The sequence below is a fragment of the Erwinia plantamica genome, from assembly GCF_043420595.1.
In the GTDB taxonomy this organism is placed as follows: Bacteria; Pseudomonadota; Gammaproteobacteria; order Enterobacterales; family Enterobacteriaceae; genus Erwinia; species Erwinia aeris.
The window spans coordinates 27,450-52,023 of the sequence record NZ_JBGCUC010000026.1; the positions used below are offsets into that span (position 1 = coordinate 27,450).

Genomic DNA, 24,574 nt, shown 5'->3' on the forward strand with positions numbered 1-24,574 from the left:
TTCAGCCTTTATCAGGAGGATAAATGGATCCTGTCGTTAATCTCTGGCCGCTGGCCGGCATCGCTGCCATCGTGGTTGGTTTTCTACTGCGCTTTAACCCGGTGCTGGTGGTGCTGGTCGCCGGTTTAATCACCGGCCTCGCGGCAAAAATGCCGATCGGCGATATTCTGGAAAAACTGGGTTCGGGCTTTCTCAATACCCGCAACCTGCCGCTGATCCTGCTGTTGCCTTTAGTGGTTATAGGCCTGCTGGAGCGCCACGGGCTGAAAGAGCGCGCCCAGGCCTGGATTGCGCAGATCAAAAGCGCTACGGCGGGAAGATTGCTGATTGTCTACCTGCTGGTGCGTGAGCTGACGGCGGCGATGGGGCTGACCAGCCTGGGCGGCCATCCGCAAATGGTGCGCCCGCTGCTGGCGCCGATGGCGGAAGGCGCTACCGAAAATCGTTACGGCGAGCTGCCGCCGGAAGTGCGTCATCGCCTGCGCGCTATGGCGGCGGCGACCGATAACGTCGGGCTGTTTTTCGGCGAGGATATCTTTGTCGCTTTTGGCGCCATCATCTTTATGCATAATTTTATGCAGCAGTCGGCGGGCATCCAGACCGATCCGCTACAGATAGCGCTCTGGGGCATTCCGACCGCCGTTTGCGCTTTTCTGATCCACGCCTTTCGCCTGCGTCGCCTGGATAAAACCCTGGCCGCAGAGCTTGCCACGCTGAATGCGCAGGCGCAGAAAGCCAAAGGAGGGCGCTGATGTTTCAGCAACAGTATCTTTACTGGCTGGCGGGTTTGATCCTGCTGGTGGTCGCCGTGATGTCCTGGCGAGACAAAGCTAATCCGCGTCGTCTGACTACCGGCCTGTTCTGGGCGCTCTACGGCCTGGTTTTTCTGGTCAGCGACGGGGCATCGGCATGGTTCGGCGCGCGTTCGCTCCATATTGCTATCGGCGTGGTGGTGGTGATTATGGCGCTGATTGCCGGTCTGGGCGGCGTAAAGCTGGGCTCCTACCATCAGCGCAGCCATCAGGAGCGCGAGGCGAGCGCCAAACGCCTGCGCAACCGGCTGTTTCTGCCTGCGCTGGCCATCCCGGTGGTTACGGTTGTCGGCGTGCTGCTGTTTAATAATTTGCCGGGCGCACGGGTGGCGCTGTTTGGGGAAGGCAATCAGGCCACGCTGGTCACGCTTTTCTCTATGATGGTTGGCTGCGTGGTGGGCTGGCTGATCGCGCTGAAAATGACGCATGAAGCGCCCGCGCAGTCCGTACAGGAAGCGCGCCGCCTGCTTGATGCTATCGGCTGGGCCTTTATTCTGCCGCAGATCCTCGCCACGCTGGGCCTGCTGTTTACTACCGCCGGGGTGGGCACGGCGATTGCGCATCTGACGGAAACTTACCTTGCCGTGGACAACCGTTTTATCGCCGTAGCGGCCTACGCTACAGGCATGGCGCTGCTGACCATGATTATGGGCAACGCCTTTGCGGCTTTCCCTATCGTCACCGCCGGTATCGGCATCCCGATCCTGGTCTTGCAGCACCACGGCAACCCGGCCGTGATGGCGGCGATCGGCATGTTCTCCGGCTATTGCGGCTCGCTGATGACGCCGATGGCCGCCAACTTCAATATCGTACCCGCCCGGCTGCTGGAGCTGCCCGATCGTAATGCGGTGATCAAGGCTCAGATACCGACCGGCGTGCTATTGTTAATAACCAATATTTTTCTTCTCTGGTTTCTGATGTTTCGGTGAGGCGGCAATGAAAACAGTATTAATGGCGGCGTTTGAGCCATTCGAGGGCGAGCTGGTCAACGCCTCCTGGGAAGCGGTCAGCCAGCTGCATGAAAGAATGATCTGCGGCGCGCACGTGGTGGCGAAACAGCTGCCTTGCGTATTTGGTGAATCGCTTCAGGTATTAAACGACGCGATGGATGAGCTGGAGCCGGAGCTGGTGATCGTGGTCGGCCAGGCGAACGGCCGGCCCAATATCACGGTCGAGCGCGTGGCAATTAATATTGACGACGCGCGTATTCCCGATAATGCGGGCAGACAGCCGATTGATGAACGCATCGTTGCGGACGGCCCGGCCGCTTATTTCGCCACGCTGCCGATTAAGGCGATCGTCGAAGGTATCCGCGAGGCGGATATCCCCGCGGCGGTATCCCAAACGGCCGGGACTTTCGTTTGCAATCATGTGCTTTACGGTTTGCTGCATCGCCAGGCGCAGCAGGGCGGTCGCGGTGGGTTTATCCACGTGCCGTATTTGCCGCAGCAGGCGGTAAGGCATCCGGGCGCGGCCAGTATGCCGCTTCAGACGGTGGTGCTGGCGCTGGAGATGGCGCTGAGTATCGCGCTGACCGTGGAAGAGGACAAAAAGCTGGAAGGCGGCGCCACACAATAACAAGGAGGCACCATGCCGGAAGGGCCTGAGATCCGCCGCGCGGCGGACAAGCTGGAAAAAGCCATCAAGGGTAAAACGCTGACCGACGTCTGGTTTGCTTTTCCCCAACTGAAAACCTACGAATCCTCGCTGATTGGCGAAAGAGTAGAGGCGATCGAAACGCGCGGCAAAGCGATACTGACGCATTTCTCCAACGGATTGATCCTCTACAGCCATAACCAGCTTTACGGCGTCTGGCGCGTGATTAAAAGCGGCACCGAGCCGCAGAGCAATCGGATACTGCGCGTGAGGCTGGCGGCAGAAGATAAAACGCTGCTGCTGTATAGCGCCTCTGATATTGAACTGCTGACGCAGGACACGCTGGCGGCTCATCCTTTTTTGCTACGCGTCGGCCCGGACGTGTTGGATATGACGCTGACGGTGGAAGAGGTCAAGGCGCGCCTGCTGTCACCGCGCTTCCGGCGGCGCCAGTTCAGCGGCCTGCTGCTGGATCAGGCTTTCCTGGCGGGTTTAGGCAACTATCTGCGGGTAGAGATCCTCTGGCACGCCGGTCTGGCGCCGCAGCATAAGGCACAGGATTTAGACGAGGCGCAGCTGGACAAGCTGGCGGAAGCGCTGCTGGCCATCCCCCGGCTTTCTTACCAGACGCGTGGCGTGGCAAAAGAAAACAAGCATCATGGCGCGCTGTTCAGCTTTAAAGTTTTTCATCGGGCGGGCAAACCGTGCGAGCGCTGCGGTGGCATCATTGAGAAAACCTCGCTCTCTTCACGGCCTTTTTACTGGTGTCCGGGCTGTCAGACATAAAAAAAGCGCCGCATTGCGGCGCTTCTCATATCAACGTTAGCCTTATTTGGTCAACGAGTTAAAATCGCGCTGATCGTAGCCGGTGTAAAGCTGACGCGGACGGGCAATTTTAATGCCGTCGTCGTGCATCTCTTTCCAGTGGGCGATCCAGCCGACCGTACGCGCCATGGCGAAGATAACGGTAAACATAGAGGATGGGATACCCATCGCTTTCAGGATCAGGCCTGAATAGAAATCGACGTTCGGATAGAGTTTGCGCTCGATAAAGTACGGGTCGTTCAGCGCAATATGCTCCAGCTCCATGGCCACTTCCAGCAGGTCGTCCTTCATGCCCAGCTCTTTCAGCACTTCGTGACAGGTTTCACGCATCACCGTGGCGCGCGGATCGTAGTTCTTATACACGCGATGGCCGAAGCCCATCAGGCGGAAAGAGTCGTTCTTGTCTTTCGCACGACGCAGGAATTCCGGGATATGCTCAACCGTTTTGATCTCTTCCAGCATACGCAGGCAGGCTTCGTTGGCGCCGCCGTGCGCCGGTCCCCACAGGGAAGCGATGCCCGCAGCGATACAGGCGAACGGGTTAGCGCCGGAAGAACCAGCTGTACGCACGGTAGAAGTGGAGGCGTTCTGTTCGTGATCCGCGTGCAGGATCAGAATACGATCCATGGCGCGTTCCAGCACCGGGTTGACCACGTACTCTTCGCAAGGCGTAGAGAACATCATGTTCAGGAAGTTACCGGCATAGGAAAGGTCGTTGCGCGGATAGACGAACGGCTGGCCGATGGAATACTTGTAGCACATGGCGGCCACGGTCGGCATTTTCGACAGCAGACGGAAAGCGGCGATTTCGCGGTGACGCTCGATATTCACGTCCATCGCATCGTGATAGAAAGCCGCCAGCGCGCCGGTTACGCCGCACATGACCGCCATCGGATGGGAATCACGACGGAAGCCGCGGAACAGATGGTGGATCTGCTCGTGGATCATGGTGTGGCGGGTAACGATAGTGCTGAACTCTTCAAACTGCTCTTTGGTTGGCGCTTCGCCATTCAGCAGGATATAGCACACTTCCAGGTAGTTAGAGTGCAGCGCCAGCTGGTCGATAGGGTATCCACGGTGCAGCAGAACGCCTTCGTCACCGTCGATATAGGTAATTTTGGATTCGCAAGAGGCGGTGGAGGTAAAGCCCGGGTCAAAAGTGAAATAACCTTTAGAACCGAGGCTACGGACATCGATCTCTTCCTGGCCTAGCGTGCCGCTCAGTACGTCGAGTTCGATAGCGTCTTCGCCGGGCAGGTTAAGCGTTGCTTTTTTATCAGCCATTTAAGTCTCCTTAGCGCCTTGTCGATGAATCTATGACATCTGAAACGCCGTTATGTCCACCGCTGCGGGTAAGCAGTATCAACTCTGTGGCATCTTATTACGTGCAGGGTACAGAGTGACGGCGCCTATGGGCCGGAAGGGCACAATCAGGCTTTGTTTAGCAGTTGTTAAAGATTCGGTATGGTCGTAACTTGTTAACCTGATGCTTAATAAGTTTAGCTCACCAATGTTACATAACTTGTGCTTAGGGGAAAGTGTATCCCCATAACTTTTGTGCATCATAGAACTTTTCGCGCTCAGTTTGTAACAAAAATGTTGAAGTTTTGTCAAATCAGATAATTAAATTTGTACAATTTGTGAAAAACGTGAGTGAGATCACTGTTCCATCTATTTTTCACCAAGATGTTTGTAGGGGAATTGTAATGAGATTGTGATCGACCTATACTTCCGCCAGGTCTCCGGAATACCCTGACACCAGGAGCCACCCAGCGTTTTAGCGCCACAATTAACACTGGATGTTGCTGTTTTGGTGCCGGTTCACAGTCCGAATGCTTATGTATTTGGCTGTCACCTTCAGGACCGGAGGAAGCAAAATAAGAAAGGCTCTGTGGGCAAAACCGTGAAAAAACAAAGACCTGTCAACCTGGATCTCTCAACGATCCGGTTTCCCGTTACCGCAATCGCGTCCATTCTCCACCGCGTGTCCGGCGTCATTACGTTTGTTGCCTTGGGCATACTGCTTTGGTTATTGGGCCTGTCGCTGTCGTCGCCCGAAGGCTTTTTGCAGGCGTCTGCCGTTATGCAAAGCTTCTTCGTTAAATTCATCATGTGGGGCATTCTCACCGCGCTGGCGTACCATACCGTCGGCGGGATACGTCATATGTTAATGGATTTTGGCTACCTGGCAGAGACGCAGGTGGTGGGAACGCGTTCGGCGCAAATCTGCTTTGGTATCACCGTCGTGCTTTCAATTCTGGCTGGAGTCCTCGTATGTTAAGCAACGCTTCCGCATTAGGACGCAACGGCGTTCACGACTGGCTGCTGGTGCGCGCCACATCTATTGTGATGACGCTCTACATCCTTTACATCCTCGGCTTTATCGTAATGACGGACACGCTGACTTACGACATCTGGCGCGGTTTTTTTGCCTCCTCCGTAACGAAAGTGTTCACGCTGCTGACGCTGTTCTCCATTCTGATGCATGGCTGGATAGGAATGTGGCAGGTGCTGACAGACTACATCAAACATCTGGCGACGCGTCTGCTGTTGCAGATGGCGATTGTGGTAGTGCTGTTTGTCTATGCGATTTATGGAACCGTCGTTGTGTGGGGTGTGTAAAAAATGAAGTTGCCAGTCAGAGAATTTGATGCCGTCGTAGTCGGCGCAGGTGGTGCAGGTATGCGTGCCGCACTGCAAATTTCCCAATCGGGCCAGACCTGTGCCCTGTTATCTAAAGTATTCCCGACCCGTTCCCACACCGTGTCCGCGCAGGGCGGTATTACCGTCGCGCTGGGCAACAGTCATGAAGACAACTGGGAATGGCATATGTACGACACGGTGAAAGGTTCCGACTATATCGGTGACCAGGACGCCATTGAATATATGTGCAAAACCGGCCCGGAAGCGATTCTGGAGCTGGAACATATGGGCCTGCCGTTCTCCCGTCTGGACGATGGCCGTATCTATCAGCGTCCGTTCGGCGGCCAGTCGAAAAATTTCGGCGGCGAGCAGGCGGCACGTACCGCGGCAGCGGCTGACCGTACCGGCCACGCGCTGCTGCATACGCTCTATCAGCAGAACCTGAAAAACAAGACCACCATCTTCTCCGAGTGGTATGCGCTGGATCTGGTGAAAAACGCCGACGGCGCGGTGGTCGGCTGTACCGCACTGAATATCGAAGATGGCGAAGTCGTCTACTTTAAAGCAAAAGCCACCGTGCTGGCGACCGGCGGCGCAGGCCGTATCTATCAGTCCACCACCAACGCACACATCAATACCGGTGACGGCGTGGGCATGGCGCTGCGCGCCGGCGTGCCGGTGCAGGATATGGAAATGTGGCAGTTCCACCCGACCGGCATTGCTGGCGCGGGCGTGCTGGTGACGGAAGGCTGTCGCGGCGAAGGCGGCTACCTGCTGAACAAGCACGGCGAGCGCTTTATGGAACGCTACGCGCCTAACGCCAAAGATCTGGCCGGACGCGACGTGGTTGCCCGCTCGATGATGATCGAAATCCGCGAAGGCCGCGGCTGCGAAGGCCCGTGGGGCCCGCATATCAAGCTGAAGCTCGATCATCTGGGTAAAGATGTGCTGGAAGCGCGTCTGCCGGGTATCCTGGAGCTTTCCCGCACCTTTGCCCACGTCGATCCGGTCAAAGAGCCTATTCCGGTTATCCCGACCTGCCACTATATGATGGGCGGCATTCCGACCAAAGTGACCGGCCAGGCGATAACGCTGAACGAGCAGGGCGAAGACGTCGTGGTGCCGGGTCTGTTTGCCGTAGGCGAAATCGCCTGCGTATCCGTACACGGCTCTAACCGTCTCGGCGGCAACTCGCTGCTGGACCTGGTGGTATTTGGCCGCGCGGCTGGCCTGCATTTACAGCAGTCGATGCTGGAGCAGGGCGAGCTGCTGGACGCTACCGACGAAGAGATCGACGCCTCGCTGGCGCGCCTGAACCGCTGGAACAATAACGAAACCGGCGAAGATCCTGCCGAGTTGCGTAAAGCGCTGCAAACCTGCATGCAGAACAACTTCTCGGTATTCCGCGAAGGCGACGCGATGGCAAAAGGTCTGGAAGAGCTGAAAGTCCTGCGTGAGCGGCTGAAAAGCGCCCGTCTGGACGACCGTTCGCCTGACTTCAATACCCAGCGTATTGAGTGTCTGGAGCTGGATAACCTGATGGAAACGGCTTACGCCACCGCGGTTGCCGCCAACTACCGTACGGAAAGCCGTGGCGCGCACAGCCGCTTCGATTACCCGGAACGTGACGACGCAAACTGGCTGTGCCACAGCGTCTATCTGCCGCAGAGCGAAAGCATGACTCGCCGTGAGGTGAACATGGAGCCGAAACTGCGCGCGGCTTTCCCGCCGAAAGCCCGTACCTACTAGTTCGCGGAGCATATGATGAGAATCGAATTTTCAGTTTATCGTTATAACCCGGACGTCGATGACGCGCCGCGGATGCAGGACTACAGCCTGGAGTCGGAAGAAGGGCGCGATATGATGCTGCTGGATGCGCTAATCCGTCTGAAAGAGAAAGATCCGACGCTGGCTTTCCGTCGCTCCTGCCGCGAAGGCGTCTGCGGCTCCGACGGCATCAATATGAACGGTAAGAACGGCCTGGCCTGCATTACGCCGGTTTCCGCGCTCGGCGCGGGAAAACGTAAAATTGTGATCCGTCCCCTGCCTGGATTGCCGGTCATCCGCGATTTGGTAGTAGACATGGGCCAGTTCTACACTCAATATGAGAAAATTAAGCCTTACCTGTTGAATAATGGGCAAAATCCACCGGCTCGCGAGCACCTGCAGCAGCCGGAACAGCGGGAAAAACTGGACGGCCTGTACGAGTGTATTCTTTGTGCGTGCTGTTCCACTTCCTGCCCGTCGTTCTGGTGGAACCCGGACAAGTTTATCGGGCCGGCGGGGCTGCTGGCGGCCTACCGTTTCCTGATCGACAGTCGCGATACGGAAACCGGTGCACGCCTGGATGACCTTAACGATGCGTTCAGCGTATTCCGCTGCCACAGCATTATGAACTGCGTCAGCGTTTGTCCGAAAGGGCTGAACCCGACGCGCGCCATCGGCCATATCAAGTCGATGCTGCTGGCGCGAAGCGCTTAAGCGCAGACCGTCCGGGAGCCTGGCTCCCGGTCGTTTTATCAGGCCGGGTTTTGCTTAAGCGGAACACGGCCGAGGGCAAGCCGCTGACGCGGCGCGGGGCTTAGCTGTTCCGTTACATAATCACGGCAACAAAAAAGCGTAATGCTTTAAGGGATCACAATGCAGAACAGCGCGATGAAACCCTGGCTGGACTCCTCCTGGCTGGCCGGCGCGAATCAGACCTATATAGAGCAGCTCTATGAGGACTATCTGACCGATCCTGACTCTGTCGATGCGGCCTGGAAAACGCTGTTTCAGCAGCTTCCGGGTCACGGAGTCAGGCCAGAGCAATTCCACTCCACCACTCGCGAATATTTCAAGCGTCTGGCGAAAGATGCCTCTCGCTATACCTCTTCCGTCAGCGATCCCGACACCAACGCCAAGCAGGTGAAGGTGCTCCAGCTGATTAACGCCTTCCGCTTCCGTGGCCATCAGCAGGCCAATCTCGATCCGCTGGGCCTGTGGAAACAGGAGCCGGTGCCGGATCTGGATCCCGCGTTTCACGATCTGACCGAGGCCGATTTCCAGGAAACCTTTAACGTAGGTTCCTTCGCCTTCGGCAAAGATACGATGAAGCTGGCCGATCTGTTCAGCCTGCTGCAGCAAACCTACTGCGGCTCGATCGGCGCGGAATATATGCATATCACCAACACCGAAGAGAAACGCTGGATCCAGCAGCGCATTGAATCGGTGGCGGGCCAGGCCTCTTTCTCTACGGATGAGAAAAAAGGCTTTCTGAAACAGCTGACCGCTGCGGAAGGGCTGGAGCGCTATCTGGGCGCGAAATTCCCCGGCGCGAAACGCTTCTCGCTGGAAGGCGGCGATGCGCTGGTGCCGATGCTGAACGAGATGATCCGTCACGCGGGCAAAAGCGGCACGCGCGAAGTGGTGCTGGGTATGGCGCACCGTGGTCGTCTGAACGTGCTGATCAACGTGCTGGGCAAAAAGCCGCAGGACCTGTTCGACGAGTTCTCCGGCAAGCATAAAGAGCATCTCGGCACCGGCGACGTGAAATACCATATGGGCTTCTCGTCCGACGTGGAAACCGAAGGCGGCATGGTGCATCTGGCGCTGGCGTTTAACCCGTCGCACCTGGAAATCGTCAGCCCGGTAGTCATGGGATCGGTTCGCGCCCGTCTGGATCGTCTGGACGAGCCGCGCAGCAGCAAAGTGCTGCCGATCACCATCCACGGCGACGCGGCCGTTACCGGCCAGGGCGTGGTGCAGGAAACCCTGAACATGTCGCAGGCACGCGGCTATGAAGTTGGCGGCACCGTGCGCATCGTGATCAACAACCAGATTGGTTTCACCACGTCTAATCCGCAGGATGCGCGCTCCACGCAGTACTGTACCGACATCGGTAAAATGGTGCTGGCGCCGATCTTCCACGTCAACGCTGACGATCCGGAAGCGGTGGCGTTTGTTACCCGCCTGGCGCTTGATTTCCGTAACACCTTCAAGCGCGACGTCTTTATCGATCTGGTTTGCTACCGCCGCCACGGCCACAACGAAGCCGACGAGCCAAGCGCAACGCAGCCGGTGATGTACCAGAAAATCAAAAAGCATCCGACGCCGCGTAAGCTTTACGCCGACCGTCTGGAAGCGGAACAGGTCGCCAGCCTGGAAGACGCGACGGAGATGGTCAATCTCTATCGCGACGCGCTGGATGCCGGTGAATGCGTGGTGCCGGAATGGCGTCCGATGAGCCTGCACTCCTTTACCTGGTCGCCTTACCTGAACCACGAGTGGGACGAAAGCTATCCGGCGACGCTGGATCTGAAACGCCTGCAGGCGCTGGCCAAACGCATCAGCACCGTGCCGGAAGCGATTGAAATGCAGTCGCGCGTGGCCAAGATCTACAACGACCGCGCCGCGATGGCCGCAGGCGAGAAGCCATTTGACTGGGGCGCAGCGGAAAACCTGGCCTACGCCACGCTGGTAGACGAAGGCATTCCGTGCCGTCTGTCCGGCGAAGATATGGGCCGCGGCACCTTCTTCCATCGTCACGCGGTGATCCATAACCAGGCCAACGGCTCTACCTATACGCCGTTACAGCATATCCATAACGGTCAGGGCACGTTCCGCGTCTGGGATTCCGTGCTCTCTGAAGAAGCGGTGCTGGCGTTTGAATATGGTTACGCCACGGCGGAACCGCGCACGCTGACTATCTGGGAAGCGCAGTTCGGCGACTTCGCCAACGGCGCGCAGGTGGTTATCGACCAGTTCATCAGCTCCGGCGAGCAGAAATGGGGCCGCATGTGCGGTCTGGTGATGCTGCTGCCGCACGGCTATGAAGGGCAGGGGCCGGAGCACTCCTCCGCGCGTCTGGAACGCTATCTGCAACTCTGCGCCGAGCAGAACATGCAGGTTTGCGTGCCTTCCACGCCGGCGCAGGTTTACCACATGCTGCGTCGTCAGGCGCTGCGCGGGATGCGTCGTCCGCTGGTGGTGATGTCGCCGAAATCGCTGCTGCGTCATCCGCTGGCGGTCTCTTCGCTGGAAGAGCTGGCTAACGGCAGCTTCCAGCCGGCGATTGGCGAAGTCGACGATCTCGATCCAAAAGGCGTTAAGCGCGTGGTGCTCTGCTCCGGCAAAGTCTATTACGATCTGCTGGAAAAGCGGCGTAAAAACGAGCAGACCGACGTGGCTATCGTCCGCATTGAACAGCTCTATCCGTTCCCGCACAAAGCGGTGCAGGAAAAACTCCAGCAGTACGCGCACGTGCATGATTTTGTCTGGTGTCAGGAAGAGCCGCTGAATCAGGGTGCCTGGTACTGTAGCCAGCATCATTTCCGTGAGGTAGTGCCGTTTGGTGCTTCATTACGTTACGCCGGTCGTCCCGCTTCGGCCTCGCCGGCAGTTGGCTATATGTCCGTTCACCAGCAGCAGCAGCAAGATCTGGTTAATGACGCGCTGAACGTTAATTAATTAAAGGAAAAATAATGAGTAGCGTAGATATTCTCGTTCCCGACCTGCCTGAATCCGTCGCCGACGCCACCGTAGCGACCTGGCACAAAAAACCTGGCGACGCGGTCAGCCGTGACGAAGTGCTGGTAGAAATCGAAACCGACAAAGTGGTGCTGGAAGTGCCTGCTTCCGCCGACGGCGTGCTGGAAGCGATTCTGGAAGACGAAGGCGCCACCGTAACTTCTCGTCAGGCGCTGGGTCGCCTGAAAGAAGGCAACAGCGGCGGCAAAGAAAGCTCCGCCAAAATGGAAGAGAAAGAGTCTACTCCGGCGCAGCGCCAGAGCGCCTCGCTGGAAGAAGAGAGCAACGACGCGCTCAGCCCGGCTATCCGTCGCCTGATTGCCGAACACGGTCTGGAGCCGTCGGCGATCAAAGGCACCGGCGTGGGCGGACGTCTGACCCGTGAAGACGTAGAGAAACACCTGGCGAAAGCGCCAGCTGCCAAAGCCGCCGAGCCGAAAGCGGCTGAAGCCGCACCTTCGCTGGCTGGCCGCAGCGAAAAACGCGTGCCGATGACTCGTCTGCGTAAGCGTATCGCCGAGCGTCTGCTGGAAGCGAAAAACAGCACCGCGATGCTGACCACGTTTAACGAAGTCAACATGCAGCCGATCATGAACCTGCGCAAGCAGTACGGCGAAGCCTTCGAAAAACGTCACGGCATCCGTCTGGGCTTTATGTCCTTCTACCTGAAAGCGGTAGTGGAAGCCCTGAAGCGCTTCCCGGAAGTTAACGCCTCTATCGACGGCGAAGATGTGGTTTACCACAACTACTTCGACGTCAGCATCGCGGTATCCACGCCGCGCGGCCTGGTTACGCCGGTGCTGAAAGATATCGATGCGCTGGGCATGGCGGATATCGAGAAAAAAATCAAAGAGCTGGCGATCAAAGGCCGTGACGGCAAGCTGACCGTAGACGAACTGACCGGCGGTAACTTCACCATTACCAACGGCGGCGTCTTCGGCTCGCTGATGTCCACGCCGATCATCAACCCACCGCAGAGTGCCATTCTGGGGATGCACGCGATCAAAGATCGTCCGATGGCGGTCAATGGTCAGGTGGTGATCCTGCCAATGATGTATCTGGCGCTCTCTTACGATCATCGCCTGATCGACGGCAAAGAGTCCGTGAGCTTCCTGGTCGCGATCAAAGAGCTGCTGGAAGATCCGTCTCGTCTGCTGCTGGACGTTTAATTCCTGTCGGGCGCGGTGAAAGCCGCGCTCAACCCTATGTGTGGCCAAAGCGCTGGCATACTGCCGGATTTGGCCAAGTCTTTTCCGAACTGGATGGATTAACAACATGAACTTACATGAATATCAGGCAAAACAGCTGTTTGGCCGGTATGGTTTACCGGCACCTGTCGGCTATGCCTGCACCACTCCACGCGAAGCAGAAGAAGCCGCTTCTAAAATTGGCGCTGGCCCGTGGGTCGTGAAATGTCAGGTTCATGCCGGAGGCCGTGGTAAAGCGGGCGGCGTGAAGGTAGTAAAAAGCAAAGAAGAGATCCGCGCATTTGCCGAGCACTGGCTGGGCAAGCGTCTGACCACTTACCAGACCGACGCTAACGGTCAGCCGGTCAACCAGATCCTGGTGGAAGCGGCAACGGACATCGATCAGGAACTCTACCTGGGCGCGGTCGTGGATCGCGGCACTCGTCGCGTAGTCTTTATGGCCTCGACCGAAGGCGGTGTGGAAATCGAAAAAGTGGCGGAAGAGACGCCGCATCTGATCCACAAAATGGCGCTGGATCCGTTAACCGGCCCGCAGCCTTACCAGGGCCGCGAGCTGGCGTTCAAACTGGGCCTGACCGGCAAACAGGTTGGCCAGTTCACCAAAATCTTTATGGGTCTGGCGACCATGTTCCTGGAGCGCGATCTGGCGCTGGTCGAAATCAACCCGCTGGTGATCACTAAGCAGGGCGATCTGATCTGCCTGGACGGCAAGCTGGGCGCAGACGGCAACGCGCTGTTCCGCCAGCCGGAGCTGCGTGAAATGCGCGATCCAAGCCAGGAAGACTCCCGCGAAGCGCACGCTGCGCAGTGGGAACTGAACTACGTGGCGCTGGAAGGCAATATCGGCTGTATGGTTAACGGCGCAGGCCTGGCGATGGGCACCATGGACATCGTGAAGCTGAGCGGCGGCCAGCCGGCTAACTTCCTGGACGTTGGCGGCGGCGCCACCAAAGAGCGCGTGACCGAAGCGTTCAAAATCATCCTTTCTGACGACGCGGTGAAGGCCGTCTTCGTCAACATCTTCGGCGGCATCGTCCGCTGCGACCTGATTGCTGACGGCATCATCGGCGCGGTAGCGGAAGTGGGCGTTAACGTGCCGGTCGTGGTGCGTCTGGAAGGAAACAATGCCGAGCTGGGCGCGCAGAAACTGGCGGACAGCGGCCTGAATATTATTGCAGCAACCAGCCTGAGCGACGCGGCGCAGCGCGTTGTTGCCGCAGCGGAGGGTAAATAATGTCCATTCTGATCGATAAAAACACCAAGGTAATCTGCCAGGGCTTCACCGGCGGACAGGGCACTTTCCACTCCGAGCAGGCGCTGGCTTACGGCACGCAGCTGGTTGGCGGCGTAACGCCAGGCAAAGGCGGCACCGAGCATCTGGGCCTGCCGGTTTTTAATACCGTGCGTGAAGCGGTAGAAGCCACTGGCGCCACCGCCTCCGTAATTTACGTTCCGGCGCCGTTCTGCAAAGATGGCATCCTGGAAGCGATCGACGCGGGCATCAAACTGATTATCACCATCACCGAAGGTATCCCGACGCTGGATATGCTGACCGTGAAGGTGAAGCTGGATGAAGCGGGCGTGCGTATGATTGGCCCGAACTGCCCTGGCGTCATCACCCCAGGCGAATGCAAAATCGGCATCATGCCGGGCCACATTCATAAGCCAGGCCGTATCGGCATCGTGTCACGTTCCGGCACGCTGACCTACGAAGCCGTGAAGCAGACTACCGATATCGGTTACGGCCAGTCCACCTGTGTGGGCATCGGCGGCGACCCGATCCCTGGATCTAACTTTATCGATATCCTGAAACTGTTCCAGGACGATCCGCAGACTGAAGCGATCGTCATGATCGGCGAAATCGGCGGCAGTGCGGAAGAAGAAGCCGCCGCCTTTATCAAAGAGCACGTGACCAAGCCGGTTGTCGGCTATATCGCAGGCGTTACCGCGCCGAAAGGCAAGCGTATGGGCCACGCGGGCGCGATTATCGCAGGCGGTAAAGGCACGGCGGACGAGAAGTTCGCGGCGCTGGAAGCGGCTGGCGTGAAAACCGTGCGCAGCCTGGCCGATATCGGCGACGCGGTGAAAGCGGTTCTGCCGCAGTAAGCCGGATCCGTCTTCTCATCAGGGCTGCCTCAGGGCAGCCTTTTTTATTTTTGCATTCATGCCGGAATATTGGTTAAGCTTTCTTATTAATAAAGTAATATAATGCAAAGCTTCCTGTAAAATAACGCGATAAAATTAACCCCGCCGGTTAATATTACAAAATTGTTTTCTGTATTGAATATTAATTAAATTAAATCACCCTCTTTGTTAAAATAATCCCTTTCATATTTACTTTATCGCAATTAATTAATCGCGATCAAAGAAACGCAAGTTATTTACGCTTCGGAGGCTGGCTAAAAATCAGGTTTGGGATTAAATTGCTCTGCGTCAAAAAATCAGCTTTACGCTTTTAATTATAAAAAGGGACTTCCTGTGTCGATCGCAAATTTTCCCGATCGCTCTCCTGCAAAAACAGCAACGGCGCGGGCCCGCTGATTTTTTCTCATTAAGATTATTCACTTACCTACAGGGTTACGTCACCCCGATGAGGAGCGATCCTGTTGCGCCATACGCTGGCCGCCCGGCGCATGGACAAAACTGAGCACGGAGCAAGGAGTCAACATGTTAGATGTGGTCGAACTGTCGCGTTTACAGTTTGCGCTAACGGCGATGTACCATTTTCTGTTTGTCCCTTTAACGCTGGGAATGGCGTTTTTGCTGGCAATAATGGAAACGGTTTATGTGCTGTCAGGCAAACAAATCTATAAAGATATGACGAAATTCTGGGGGAAACTCTTCGGTATTAACTTTGCGCTTGGCGTGGCCACCGGCCTGACGATGGAATTCCAGTTCGGCACCAACTGGTCTTATTATTCCCATTACGTCGGCGATATATTCGGGGCGCCGCTGGCTATTGAAGTCCTGATGGCTTTTTTCCTTGAATCCACCTTTGTCGGCATGTTCTTTTTCGGCTGGGATCGGCTGAGTAAAGTGCAGCACCTGACGTGCACCTGGCTGCTGGCGTTAGGCTCTAACCTGTCGGCGCTGTGGATCCTGGTGGCGAACGGCTGGATGCAGAATCCCGTCGGCTCAGAATTCAATTTTGAAACCATGCGCATGGAGATGGTCAGCTTTTCCGAACTGATCCTCAATCCGGTGGCGCAGGTCAAATTTGTGCATACCGTTGCGGCAGGCTACACCTGCGGCGCCATGTTCATTATGGGCATCAGCGCCTTCTATCTGCTGCGCGGTCGCGATATCGCTTTTGCTAAGCGCTCTTTCGCTATTGCCGCCAGCTTCGGCATGGCAGCCGTTCTGGCCGTGATCCTGCTGGGCGACGAGTCGGGCTATGTGGTCGGCGACGTGCAGAAAACCAAGCTTGCCGCTATCGAAGCGGAATGGGAAACGCAGCCCGCGCCGGCGGCCTTTACGCTGTTCGGCCTGCCCGATCAGCAGGCGCAGCAAAACCGCTACGCCATTCAGCTCCCCTGGGCGCTGGGCCTGATCGCTACCCGCTCTGTGGATCAACAGGTTACCGGCATCAAAGATCTGATGGCGCAGCATGAGATCCGCATCCGCAACGGGATGCGCGCTTACCAGCTGCTGGAACAGCTACGGGAAGGCAACAGCGATCCGGCAGTGCGCGCCGCCTTTAACCAGGCGAAGCAGGATTTGGGTTACGGGCTGCTGCTGAAACGCTATACGCCGAACGTAGCCGACGCCAGCGAGGCGCAGATCCGTCAGGCCACGCAGGATTCCATCCCACGCGTCGCGCCGCTCTATTTCGCTTTCCGCATCATGGTGGCGTGCGGCGTGCTGATGCTGCTGGTTACCCTCTGCTGTTTCTGGAGCGTTATTCGCAACCGCATTGGTCAAAGCCGCTTCCTGCTGAAATGCGCGCTGTACGGCATCCCGCTGCCGTGGATTGCTGCGGAAGCCGGCTGGTTTGTTGCCGAATATGGCCGCCAGCCGTGGGCGATTGGCGAAGTGCTGCCGACGGCCGTTGCCAACTCATCGCTGACCACGGGTCAAATCCTGTTTTCGCTGCTGCTTATCTGCGGGCTTTACACGCTGTTTTTGCTTGCCGAGATGTACCTGATGTTTAAGTTCGGCAGGCGCGGGCCAAGCAGCCTGAAAACAGGGCGTTATCACTTTGAACAGGCCACCGGAACAGGAGTTTAACCATGATCACCTATGAACTGTTGCGTTTCGTCTGGTGGGTACTGATTGGCGTGCTGCTGATCGGCTTCGCGGTTACCGACGGGTTTGATATGGGCGTTGGGATGCTTGGCCGTCTGATTGGCCGCAACGACGTTGAGCGCCGTATTATGATCAACACCATCGCGCCGCACTGGGACGGCAATCAGGTATGGCTTATCACCGCAGGCGGCGCGCTGTTTGCCGCCTGGCCGATGGTCTACGCCGCCGCCTTTTCCGGCTTTTATGTGGCGATGATGCTGGTGCTGGCCTCGCTGTTTTTCCGGCCGGTAGGATTCGACTACCGCTCCAAAATAGAAAATCCGCGCTGGCGCGGCATGTGGGACTGGGGCATTTTTATCGGCAGCTTTGTGCCGCCGCTGGTTATTGGCGTGGCGTTTGGCAATCTGTTACAGGGCGTGCCTTTCTATGCCGATGAATATCTGCGTCTGTTCTACACCGGCAGCTTCTTCCAGCTGCTGAACCCGTTTGCGCTGCTGGCAGGCGTGGTCAGCGTCACCATGATCCTGACTCAGGGCGCCACTTACCTACAAATGCGCACCACGGGTGAGCTGTATCTCAGATCCAAAACGATCGCGCAGATCGCCACGCTGGTGATGATGGCGGGCTTCGTGCTGGCCGGTATTTGGGTGAAGTACGGCATTGAAGGCTATCAGCTGGTGTCCACGCTGGATCACAATGCGGCTTCCAATCCGCTGGCGAAAGAAGTGAACCGCGTAGCGGGCGGCTGGCTGGTAAACTTTACCCATCAGCCGCTGCTGTGGATTATCCCGGCGCTGGGCGTGCTGCTACCGCTGTTTACCGTTATCTGTTCACGGATGAATAAAGGCGGCTGGGCGTTTCTTTGCTCTTCGCTGACGGTAGCCTGCGTGATCCTGACGGCGGGCGTGGCGATGTTCCCGTTTGTGATGCCTTCCAGCAGCATGATGAACCATAGCCTGACCATGTGGGACGCCACTTCCAGCCTGCTGACGCTGAAAATCATGACCGTTACGGCCGCGATCTTTGTGCCGCTTATTCTGATTTACACCAGCTGGTGCTACTACAAAATGTTTGGCCGCATCACGCGCGCGCAGATAGAAGCCAACACGCATTCCCTTTACTGATTAAGGAGCAGAACGATGTGGTATTTTGCCTGGATCCTCGGCACGCTGCTGGCCTGCGCCATCGGGGTGATTACCGCGCTGGCTATCGAACATCTCGATAAGCGCGCATAAAAGAATTTTACTGCCTGCCGTAATAAAAGCGGGATAATAACGGATCGGTTCGCCGGTCCGTTTTTCCTGCTCGTCGCCGCTGCTCTCCTTCGTTAACCCGGCTTTTTTCAGCCCTGGGTTATGTCAGTAAACGTTTAAGATTTCTCCCTAAATCCACATAATTGTTTCCGGAAGATAATTATTTTGTTTAGCCTCTGGCAATCCATTCCAAAGGCGTATGCTCTTGCGTATAGTAGCAACGTTTAAAAAGTTATACCGGGATGTAGAGTGAGTACAATGCTTTTTCGATGGCCGGTGCGTGTCTACTATGAAGACACCGACGCCGGTGGCGTGGTTTACCATGCCAGCTATGTCGCTTTTTATGAACGGGCACGAACCGAGATGCTGCGCCAGCACCATTTCAGTCAACAGACGCTGCTGGAACAGCAGGTCGGTTTTGTCGTGCGTCGTCTCACGGTTGATTACCTGGCCGCCGCTCGTCTTGATGAACTTCTTGAGGTGCAGAGCGAGGTCGTCAACATGACCAGAACGACCATGACATTCGCACAACGTATTGTTAATGCAGAAGGCCGGACGCTGAATGAAGCCGAAGTCCTGATCGCCTGCATCAATCCACATCTGATGAAGCCTATTGCGCTTCCCAAGTCTATTGTCGCGGAGTTCAAGCAGTGACTGACATGAACGTTCTTGATTTGTTCCTGAAGGCGAGCCTTCTGGTCAAACTTATCATGTTGATTTTGATTGGCTTTTCTATTGCCTCCTGGGCAATCATTATTCAGCGCACCCGTATTCTGAATGCGGCGGGCCGTGAAGCCGACGCGTTTGAAGACAAATTCTGGTCGGGCATTGAGCTGTCGCGCCTGTATCAGGAAAGCCAGGCGCGCCGTGATGAGCTGGCCGGATCTGAACAAATTTTCTATGCCGGCTTTAAAGAGTTCGCCCGGTTGCATCGTGCCAACAACCACGCGCCGGAAGCGGTGGTGGAAGGCGCAACGCGCGCCATGCGCATCTCGCTGAACCGTGAGCTGGAAGCGCTGGAAAACCATATTCCTTTCCTGGGCACGGTTGGCTCGATCAGTCCTTACATCGGCCTGTTCGGTACGGTCTGGGGCATCATGCACGCCTTTATCGCGCTGGGCGCGGTAAAACAGGCCACGCTGCAGATGGTGGCGCCGGGGATTGCCGAAGCGCTGATCGCGACCGCTATCGGTCTGTTTGCCGCTATTCCGGCAGTTATGGCGTATAACCGCCTCAACCAGCGCGTGAACAAGCTGGAGCAGAATTACGATAACTTTATGGAAGAGTTCACCGCTATTCTGCACCGTCAGGCTTTCTCCAGCGAGAACAGCAGGTAGGAGTGACCTATGGCCAGAACGCGCGGTCGCCGTAAACGCGACCTGAAGTCCGAAATCAATATTGTTCCGCTGCTCGACGTTCTGCTGGTACTGCTGCTGATCTTTATGGCGACGGCGCCGATTATCACCCAGAGCGTAGAGGTGGATCTGCCGGACGCCACGGATTCCAAAACGGTGTCCAGCGACGATAATCCGCCGGTGATTGTTGAAGTGGCGGGCGTGGGACAATACACCCTGGTGGTCGATCACGATCGCATGGAACAGCTGCCGCCGGAGCAGGTCGTCGCTGAAGCGCAGCGCCGTATCGAAGCGAATCCGAAGACGGTGTTTCTGATCGGCGGCGCGAAAGAGGTGCCTTACGATGAGATCATCAAGGCGCTGAACCTGCTGCATCAGGCGGGCGTGAAGTCGGTTGGATTAATGACGCAGCCGATTTAATTTCGGACCGTTTTTGGGAATCGAAAGTGTCGAAGGTAACCGAACAGAACGATAAGTTAAAACGCGCCATCATCATTTCAGTGATCCTGCATATCTTTCTGATTGCGTTACTGATCTGGAGCTCGTTTGACGAACATATCGACGCCAGCAGCGGCGGCGGGGGGGGTAGCGACATTGATGCCGTCATGGTGGATCCTGGCGCTATCGTCGAGCAGTACAACCGCCAGCAGAATCAGCAGAGCGACAGCCAGCGCGCCGAGCAGCAGCGTCAAAAGCAGGCGAAGCAGCAGGCGGAAGAGCTACAGCAGAAGCAGGCTGCGGAACAGCAGCGTCTGAAAGCGCTGGAAAAAGAGCGGCTGGAGGCGAAGCAGGAAGCGGCGCAGGCGGCGGAACAGAAGAAAGCGGAAGAGGCCGCGAAGCAGGCCGCAGAACAGCAAAAAGCTGAGGAAGCGGCGAAGCAGGCGGCCGAGCAGCAGGCCGCGGCGCAGGCAGAGGCGAAAGCCAAAGCCCAGGCGGATGCCAAAGCGGCCGCGACAGCAGAAGCGAAAGCCAAAGCCCAGGCGGATGCCAAAGCGCAGGCCGATACGCAGGCGAAAGCCGCGGCGGACGCGCAGAAGAAAGCGGAAGCCGAAGCGAAAAAAGCCGCGGCGGATGCGAAAAAAGAAGCGGAAGAAAAAGCGGCCGCGGCGGCGCAGGCGGCTAAAGTGAAAGCGGCGCAGGAGGAAAAAGCCAAAGCGCAGGCCGATGCGAAAGCCCAGGCTGCTGCCGAAGCGAAGGCGGCGAAAGAAAAAGCCGCCGAAGAAGCCAAAGAGAAAGCGGCGCAGCAGGCGAAAGAAGCCAAAGAAAAAGCGGCCGAGGCGGCGAAGGCAAAAGCGGCTGAGGAAGCAAAAGAGAAAGCCGAAGCGGCGGCGAAAGCGAAGGCCGAAGCGGCGGCGAAAGCGAAGGCCGAAGCGGCGGCAAAAGCCAAAGCGGACGCAGCCGCAAAAGCGAAAGCGGCGGCCGATGCGAAGAAGAAAGCCGCGGCGGAAGCGGCTAAAGAGAGCAGCGACGTCGACGACCTGCTGGGCGGCCTGACCTCCGGCAAAAACGCGCCAAAAGAGGGTAAAACCGGCGGCGCGGGCGCGGCGGGGCAGGGCAACCAGAAGAAATCGGGTGCCTCCGGCGCCGCTATCGACAGCTACCTTGGCCAGGTACAGAGCGCTATCCAGAGCAAGTTTTATGACGCGGATACGTTTAAAGGACGCACCTGTAACGTGCATATCAAGCTGGCGCCGGACGGGATGTTGATTTCGGCCACCCCGGCAGGCGGCGATCCGGCGCTGTGTCAGGCGGCTATTAACGCTGCCCGCATGGCGAGGATCCCGAAACCGCCAAGCACGGATGTGTATCAGGCGGTGAAAGAGGCGACGTTAATCTTCAAACCGTAAGATTAGCTGTAAGAAGATGCCAGGACGCGGCAGGTTGAACTATGGTCAACTTGCCGTACTCTATAAATGCACCATTGGTTTGTTGAAACACTGCTAATTATCGTGGACGTAGCGTTCAGGTAAGGGAGAGAAGATGAAGCAGGCATTACGAGTAGCACTAAGTTTCCTGATGCTGTTTGTCGCTATGGCGCATGCAGAAGTTCGCATTGAGATTACCCAGGGCGTTAACACCGCACGTCCTATCGGCGTAGTCCCGTTTAAATGGGCTGGCCCGGGCGCAGCCCCGGAAGATATTGGCGGCATCGTGGCGGCGGATTTACGCAACAGCGGCAAATTCAATCCGCTGGATCGCGCTCGTCTGCCACAGCAGCCAGGCACCGCAGCGGAAGTGCAGCCTGCTGCATGGACCGCGCTGGGTATTGATGCGGTGGTGGTCGGGCAGATCCAGCCTGGCGCCGACGGCAGCTATACCGTTTCTTATCAGCTGGTGGATACCTCCGGTAATCCGGGCACCGTGCTGGCGCAGAATCAGTACAAGGTGACTAAACAATGGTTGCGCTACGCGGCGCATACGGCCAGCGATGAAAGCTTTGAAAAGCTGACCGGCATCAAAGGCGCGTTCCGTACCCGTATCGCCTATGTGGTGCAGACCAACGGCGGCCAGTTCCCGTATGAGCTGCGCGTATCCGACTATGACGGCTATAACCAGTTTGTGGTGCACCGTTCGCCTGAGCCGCTGATGTCTCCGGCCTGGTCGAAAGATGGCAGCAAGCTGGCCTATGTGACCTTTGAAAGCGGCAAATCGGCGCTGGTGATCCAGACGCTGGCCAACGGCGCTATCCGCCAGGTTGCTTCTTTCCCTCGTCATAACGGCGCGCCTGCGTTCTCGCCTGACGGCAGCAAGCTGGCGTTCACCCTGTCGAAATCCGGCAGCATGAATCTTTACGTGATGGACTTAGGTTCAGGCCAGATGCGTCAGATCACCGACGGCCGCTATAACAGCACTGAACCTACCTGGTTCCCGGACAGCCAGACGCTGGCCTATACCTCGGATCAGGCCGGTCGTCCACAAATCTATAAAATTGGTGTAAACGGCGGCGCGCCGCAGCGTCTGACCTGGGAAGGCTCTCAGAATCAGAACGCCGATGTCAGCACCGATGGAAAATCTCTGGTGATGGTAAGCACCAACGGCGGTGCGCAACATATCGCCAGACAAGATCTGGAAACGGGAGCCGTTCAACAATTAACGGACACGTTCCTGGATGAAACGCCGAGCCTCGCGCCAAACGGCACTATGGTTATCTACAGCGCTACTCAAGGCATGGGATCCGTACTGCAGCTGGTGTCGACCGACGGTCGTTTCAAAGCGCGTCTTCCGGCTACTGATGGACAGGTAAAATCACCTGCCTGGTCGCCGTATCTGTGATGCATATAAATATGTATGGCAAACAATAATAGGATTGTAGAAATGCAACTGAATAAAGTGCTGAAAGGCTTAATGCTGGCACTGCCAGTTATCGCAGTGGCTGCATGTAGCTCACACAAAAACAACAACAACGACCAGACCAGCGGTATGGGTATGGGCGATGACGCAAACGGCGGCATGAACAGCGGCATGAACGGCGGCAATATGTCCTCCGACGAGCAGGCGCGCCTGCAGATGCAGCAGCTGCAACGCAACAACATCGTGTACTTCGGTCTGGACAAGTATGACATCCAGTCTGAATTCGCTCAGATGCTGGACGCGCACGCTACTTTCCTGCGTAACAACCCGTCTTACAAAGTGACTGTAGAAGGTCATGCGGATGAGCGTGGTACGCCAGAGTACAACATCGCCCTGGGCGAGCGTCGTGCTACTGCCGTTAAAATGTACCTGCAGGGCAAAGGCGTTTCTGCTGACCAGATCTCTATCGTTTCTTACGGTAAAGAGAAGCCAGCCGTACTGGGCCACGACGAATCGGCTTACGCCAAAAACCGTCGTGCCGTACTGGTATACTAAGAGAATCATATGATTAGTAACTTCAGACTTCACTTGCTGGGTCTGTCGTTACTGGTTGGCGTAGCGGCCCCCTGGGCCGCTAATGCCCAGGCGTCAATCAGTAACGTAGGTTCAGGCTCGGTCGAAGACCGCGTCACCTCGCTTGAGCGTATCTCTAACGCGCAGGCACAGCTTCTTCAGCAATTTCAGCAGCAGCTTGCCGACAACCAGCGTGACATTGATTCGCTGCGTGGTCAGATTCAGGAAAACCAGTATCAGCTTAACCAGATCACCGAACGCCAGAAGAATCTCTATCAGCAGATAGATACGCTGAGCAGCGGCGCGTCTGCGCAGCCTCAGGCGGCTTCAGGCGCTACGGCTCCGGCAGCGGCCGCAGAAGGCGCTACAGCCAGCGACAGCGCTTCTGCTGCGCCGACGCAGGGTGGCGACGCCAACAGCGACTACAACGCGGCTGTGGCGCTGGTATTGGAGAAAAAGCAGAACGAGCAGGCTATCGCTGCGTTCCAGGCTTTTATCAAGAAGTATCCGGATTCAACCTACCAGCCGAATGCTAACTACTGGCTGGGACAGCTGAATTACAACAAGGGTAAAAAAGACGACGCGGCCTACTATTTCGCCACCGTAGTGAAAAATTACCCTAAATCGCCGAAAAGCGCGGATGCGCTGTATAAAGTGGGTGTGATCATGCAGGAGAAGGGCGACAGCGCGAAAGCGAAAGCCGTCTACCAGCAGGTGATCAAACAGTATCCAAACACCGACGTGGCGAAACAAGCGCAAAAACGTGCGGCTGCGCTGTAATTAACCGCTTACGAACGGGTTTAGCCTAATTTATGGCCCGGTCGGGTGAAACTCAGGCAGTTGAACAAGTTATCTGAAAATAGTGGTTGCGCTGAAACGGTAAATCAGTAATATATGCCGCCGTTGCCGGGACATATGTTAAAACGTTCTGACAGCGTAAAAGTGGGTCGTTAGCTCAGTTGGTAGAGCAGTTGACTTTTAATCAATTGGTCGCAGGTTCGAATCCTGCACGACCCACCACTAATTAAGTAGTGACAAAAGGTAAGCGTGAAGGATTTGAACCTGCAGCAGGTTCGGTTAAGCGAAGCGAAACAACGTTGCGTTAAGCAACGGGCCGACAGGCCGAGGGACGCCGAGTCATCCTGCACGACCCACCACTAATTAAGTAGTAAGCAGTACCGCATGATGCGGGTCGTTAGCTCAGTTGGTAGAGCAGTTGACTTTTAATCAATTGGTCGCAGGTTCGAATCCTGCACGACCCACCA

General features: G+C 56.7%; 23 protein-coding genes, 2 tRNA genes and 1 other RNA gene. 25 read left to right on the forward strand and 1 reads right to left on the reverse strand.

The window, feature by feature from the left end:
* Positions 1-23: 23 nt before the first annotated feature.
* Genes AB3U87_RS20430 through nei form a run of 4 tightly spaced genes read left to right on the forward strand, consistent with a single transcriptional unit; the run spans position 24 to position 3,194 of the window.
* Complete coding sequence (locus AB3U87_RS20430) at positions 24-752, forward strand: DUF969 domain-containing protein (protein WP_394150305.1); 729 nt, start codon at positions 24-26, stop codon at positions 750-752.
* The gene (locus AB3U87_RS20435) at positions 749-1,741 is read left to right on the forward strand and encodes a DUF979 domain-containing protein (protein ID WP_301253179.1); all 993 of its coding nucleotides are present in this window, start codon (positions 749-751) and stop codon (positions 1,739-1,741) included. The genes AB3U87_RS20430 and AB3U87_RS20435 overlap by 4 nt, the downstream gene beginning before the upstream one ends.
* Before the next feature lie 7 nt (positions 1,742-1,748).
* Positions 1,749-2,390 carry a pyroglutamyl-peptidase I gene (gene pcp, locus AB3U87_RS20440; RefSeq protein WP_253454884.1) on the forward strand — a complete coding sequence of 214 codons (642 nt, stop codon included), beginning with the start codon at positions 1,749-1,751 and terminating at the stop codon, positions 2,388-2,390.
* Positions 2,391-2,402: 12 nt separating this feature from the next.
* Positions 2,403-3,194 carry an endonuclease VIII gene (gene nei / locus AB3U87_RS20445; RefSeq protein ID WP_253454883.1) on the forward strand — a complete coding sequence of 264 codons (792 nt, stop codon included), beginning with the start codon at positions 2,403-2,405 and terminating at the stop codon, positions 3,192-3,194.
* A 42-nt stretch (positions 3,195-3,236) separates the two neighbouring features.
* Here nei and AB3U87_RS20450 read toward each other — a convergent pair whose 3' ends face one another.
* Positions 3,237-4,517 carry a citrate synthase gene (locus tag AB3U87_RS20450; RefSeq protein WP_253454882.1) on the reverse strand — a complete coding sequence of 427 codons (1,281 nt, stop codon included), beginning with the start codon at positions 4,515-4,517 and terminating at the stop codon, positions 3,237-3,239.
* A gap of 607 nt (positions 4,518-5,124) precedes the next feature.
* Here AB3U87_RS20450 and sdhC point away from each other — a divergent pair.
* The 21 genes from sdhC to AB3U87_RS20555 all read left to right on the forward strand — a co-directional run bounded on the left by sdhC (position 5,125) and on the right by AB3U87_RS20555 (position 24,574).
* Complete coding sequence (gene sdhC / locus AB3U87_RS20455; RefSeq protein ID WP_253454881.1) at positions 5,125-5,514, forward strand: succinate dehydrogenase cytochrome b556 subunit; 390 nt, start codon at positions 5,125-5,127, stop codon at positions 5,512-5,514.
* Positions 5,508-5,855, forward strand: a complete 348-nt coding sequence (gene sdhD, locus AB3U87_RS20460) for a succinate dehydrogenase membrane anchor subunit (RefSeq protein ID WP_125288605.1) — start codon at positions 5,508-5,510, stop codon at positions 5,853-5,855. Before sdhC ends, sdhD begins: the two co-directional genes overlap by 7 nt.
* Before the next feature lie 3 nt (positions 5,856-5,858).
* Positions 5,859-7,625 (forward strand): succinate dehydrogenase flavoprotein subunit, encoded by a 1,767-nt coding sequence (gene sdhA, locus AB3U87_RS20465; RefSeq protein WP_253454880.1) that lies wholly within the window; start codon positions 5,859-5,861, stop codon positions 7,623-7,625.
* A gap of 15 nt (positions 7,626-7,640) precedes the next feature.
* Complete coding sequence (locus AB3U87_RS20470; protein ID WP_253454879.1) at positions 7,641-8,357, forward strand: succinate dehydrogenase iron-sulfur subunit; 717 nt, start codon at positions 7,641-7,643, stop codon at positions 8,355-8,357.
* Positions 8,358-8,516: 159 nt separating this feature from the next.
* Positions 8,517-11,324: a 2-oxoglutarate dehydrogenase E1 component gene (sucA, locus tag AB3U87_RS20475; protein WP_253454878.1), complete on the forward strand. Its 2,808-nt coding sequence runs from the start codon at positions 8,517-8,519 to the stop codon at positions 11,322-11,324.
* Positions 11,325-11,338: 14 nt separating this feature from the next.
* The gene (gene odhB, locus AB3U87_RS20480) at positions 11,339-12,553 is read left to right on the forward strand and encodes a 2-oxoglutarate dehydrogenase complex dihydrolipoyllysine-residue succinyltransferase (RefSeq protein ID WP_394150310.1); all 1,215 of its coding nucleotides are present in this window, start codon (positions 11,339-11,341) and stop codon (positions 12,551-12,553) included.
* 106 nt (positions 12,554-12,659) lie between these two features.
* Positions 12,660-13,826 (forward strand): ADP-forming succinate--CoA ligase subunit beta, encoded by a 1,167-nt coding sequence (gene sucC / locus AB3U87_RS20485; RefSeq protein ID WP_125288609.1) that lies wholly within the window; start codon positions 12,660-12,662, stop codon positions 13,824-13,826.
* Positions 13,826-14,698, forward strand: a complete 873-nt coding sequence (sucD, locus tag AB3U87_RS20490) for a succinate--CoA ligase subunit alpha (protein ID WP_125288610.1) — start codon at positions 13,826-13,828, stop codon at positions 14,696-14,698. Before sucC ends, sucD begins: the two co-directional genes overlap by 1 nt.
* A gap of 561 nt (positions 14,699-15,259) precedes the next feature.
* Positions 15,260-16,819, forward strand: coding sequence for a cytochrome ubiquinol oxidase subunit I (cydA, locus tag AB3U87_RS20495; RefSeq protein WP_394150312.1), 1,560 nt, complete (start codon positions 15,260-15,262; stop codon positions 16,817-16,819).
* A gap of 2 nt (positions 16,820-16,821) precedes the next feature.
* Positions 16,822-17,961 (forward strand): cytochrome d ubiquinol oxidase subunit II, encoded by a 1,140-nt coding sequence (gene cydB, locus AB3U87_RS20500; protein WP_394150314.1) that lies wholly within the window; start codon positions 16,822-16,824, stop codon positions 17,959-17,961.
* Positions 17,962-17,976: 15 nt separating this feature from the next.
* Complete coding sequence (gene cydX / locus AB3U87_RS20505) at positions 17,977-18,072, forward strand: cytochrome bd-I oxidase subunit CydX (RefSeq protein ID WP_253454874.1); 96 nt, start codon at positions 17,977-17,979, stop codon at positions 18,070-18,072.
* Positions 18,073-18,348: 276 nt separating this feature from the next.
* A complete protein-coding gene (ybgC, locus tag AB3U87_RS20510; RefSeq protein ID WP_301289557.1) occupies positions 18,349-18,744 on the forward strand; it encodes a tol-pal system-associated acyl-CoA thioesterase in 396 nt (131 codons plus the stop codon).
* 5 nt (positions 18,745-18,749) lie between these two features.
* On the forward strand, positions 18,750-19,427 hold the full coding sequence (gene tolQ / locus AB3U87_RS20515) for a Tol-Pal system protein TolQ (RefSeq protein WP_394150316.1): 678 nt from the start codon (positions 18,750-18,752) through the stop codon (positions 19,425-19,427).
* A gap of 9 nt (positions 19,428-19,436) precedes the next feature.
* On the forward strand, positions 19,437-19,865 hold the full coding sequence (tolR, locus tag AB3U87_RS20520; protein WP_125288616.1) for a colicin uptake protein TolR: 429 nt from the start codon (positions 19,437-19,439) through the stop codon (positions 19,863-19,865).
* A gap of 26 nt (positions 19,866-19,891) precedes the next feature.
* Positions 19,892-21,292 (forward strand): cell envelope integrity protein TolA, encoded by a 1,401-nt coding sequence (tolA, locus tag AB3U87_RS20525; protein ID WP_394150319.1) that lies wholly within the window; start codon positions 19,892-19,894, stop codon positions 21,290-21,292.
* 133 nt (positions 21,293-21,425) lie between these two features.
* Complete coding sequence (tolB, locus tag AB3U87_RS20530; RefSeq protein WP_253454869.1) at positions 21,426-22,718, forward strand: Tol-Pal system beta propeller repeat protein TolB; 1,293 nt, start codon at positions 21,426-21,428, stop codon at positions 22,716-22,718.
* A gap of 42 nt (positions 22,719-22,760) precedes the next feature.
* Positions 22,761-23,291, forward strand: coding sequence for a peptidoglycan-associated lipoprotein Pal (pal, locus tag AB3U87_RS20535; RefSeq protein WP_253454868.1), 531 nt, complete (start codon positions 22,761-22,763; stop codon positions 23,289-23,291).
* Between the two features lie 9 nt (positions 23,292-23,300).
* Positions 23,301-24,089 carry a cell division protein CpoB gene (cpoB, locus tag AB3U87_RS20540; RefSeq protein ID WP_301729830.1) on the forward strand — a complete coding sequence of 263 codons (789 nt, stop codon included), beginning with the start codon at positions 23,301-23,303 and terminating at the stop codon, positions 24,087-24,089.
* A gap of 164 nt (positions 24,090-24,253) precedes the next feature.
* Positions 24,254-24,329 (forward strand) — tRNA-Lys (locus AB3U87_RS20545).
* A gap of 13 nt (positions 24,330-24,342) precedes the next feature.
* Positions 24,343-24,466: non-coding RNA, RtT sRNA (locus tag AB3U87_RS20550), on the forward strand.
* Positions 24,467-24,498: 32 nt separating this feature from the next.
* Positions 24,499-24,574, forward strand: a tRNA-Lys gene (locus tag AB3U87_RS20555).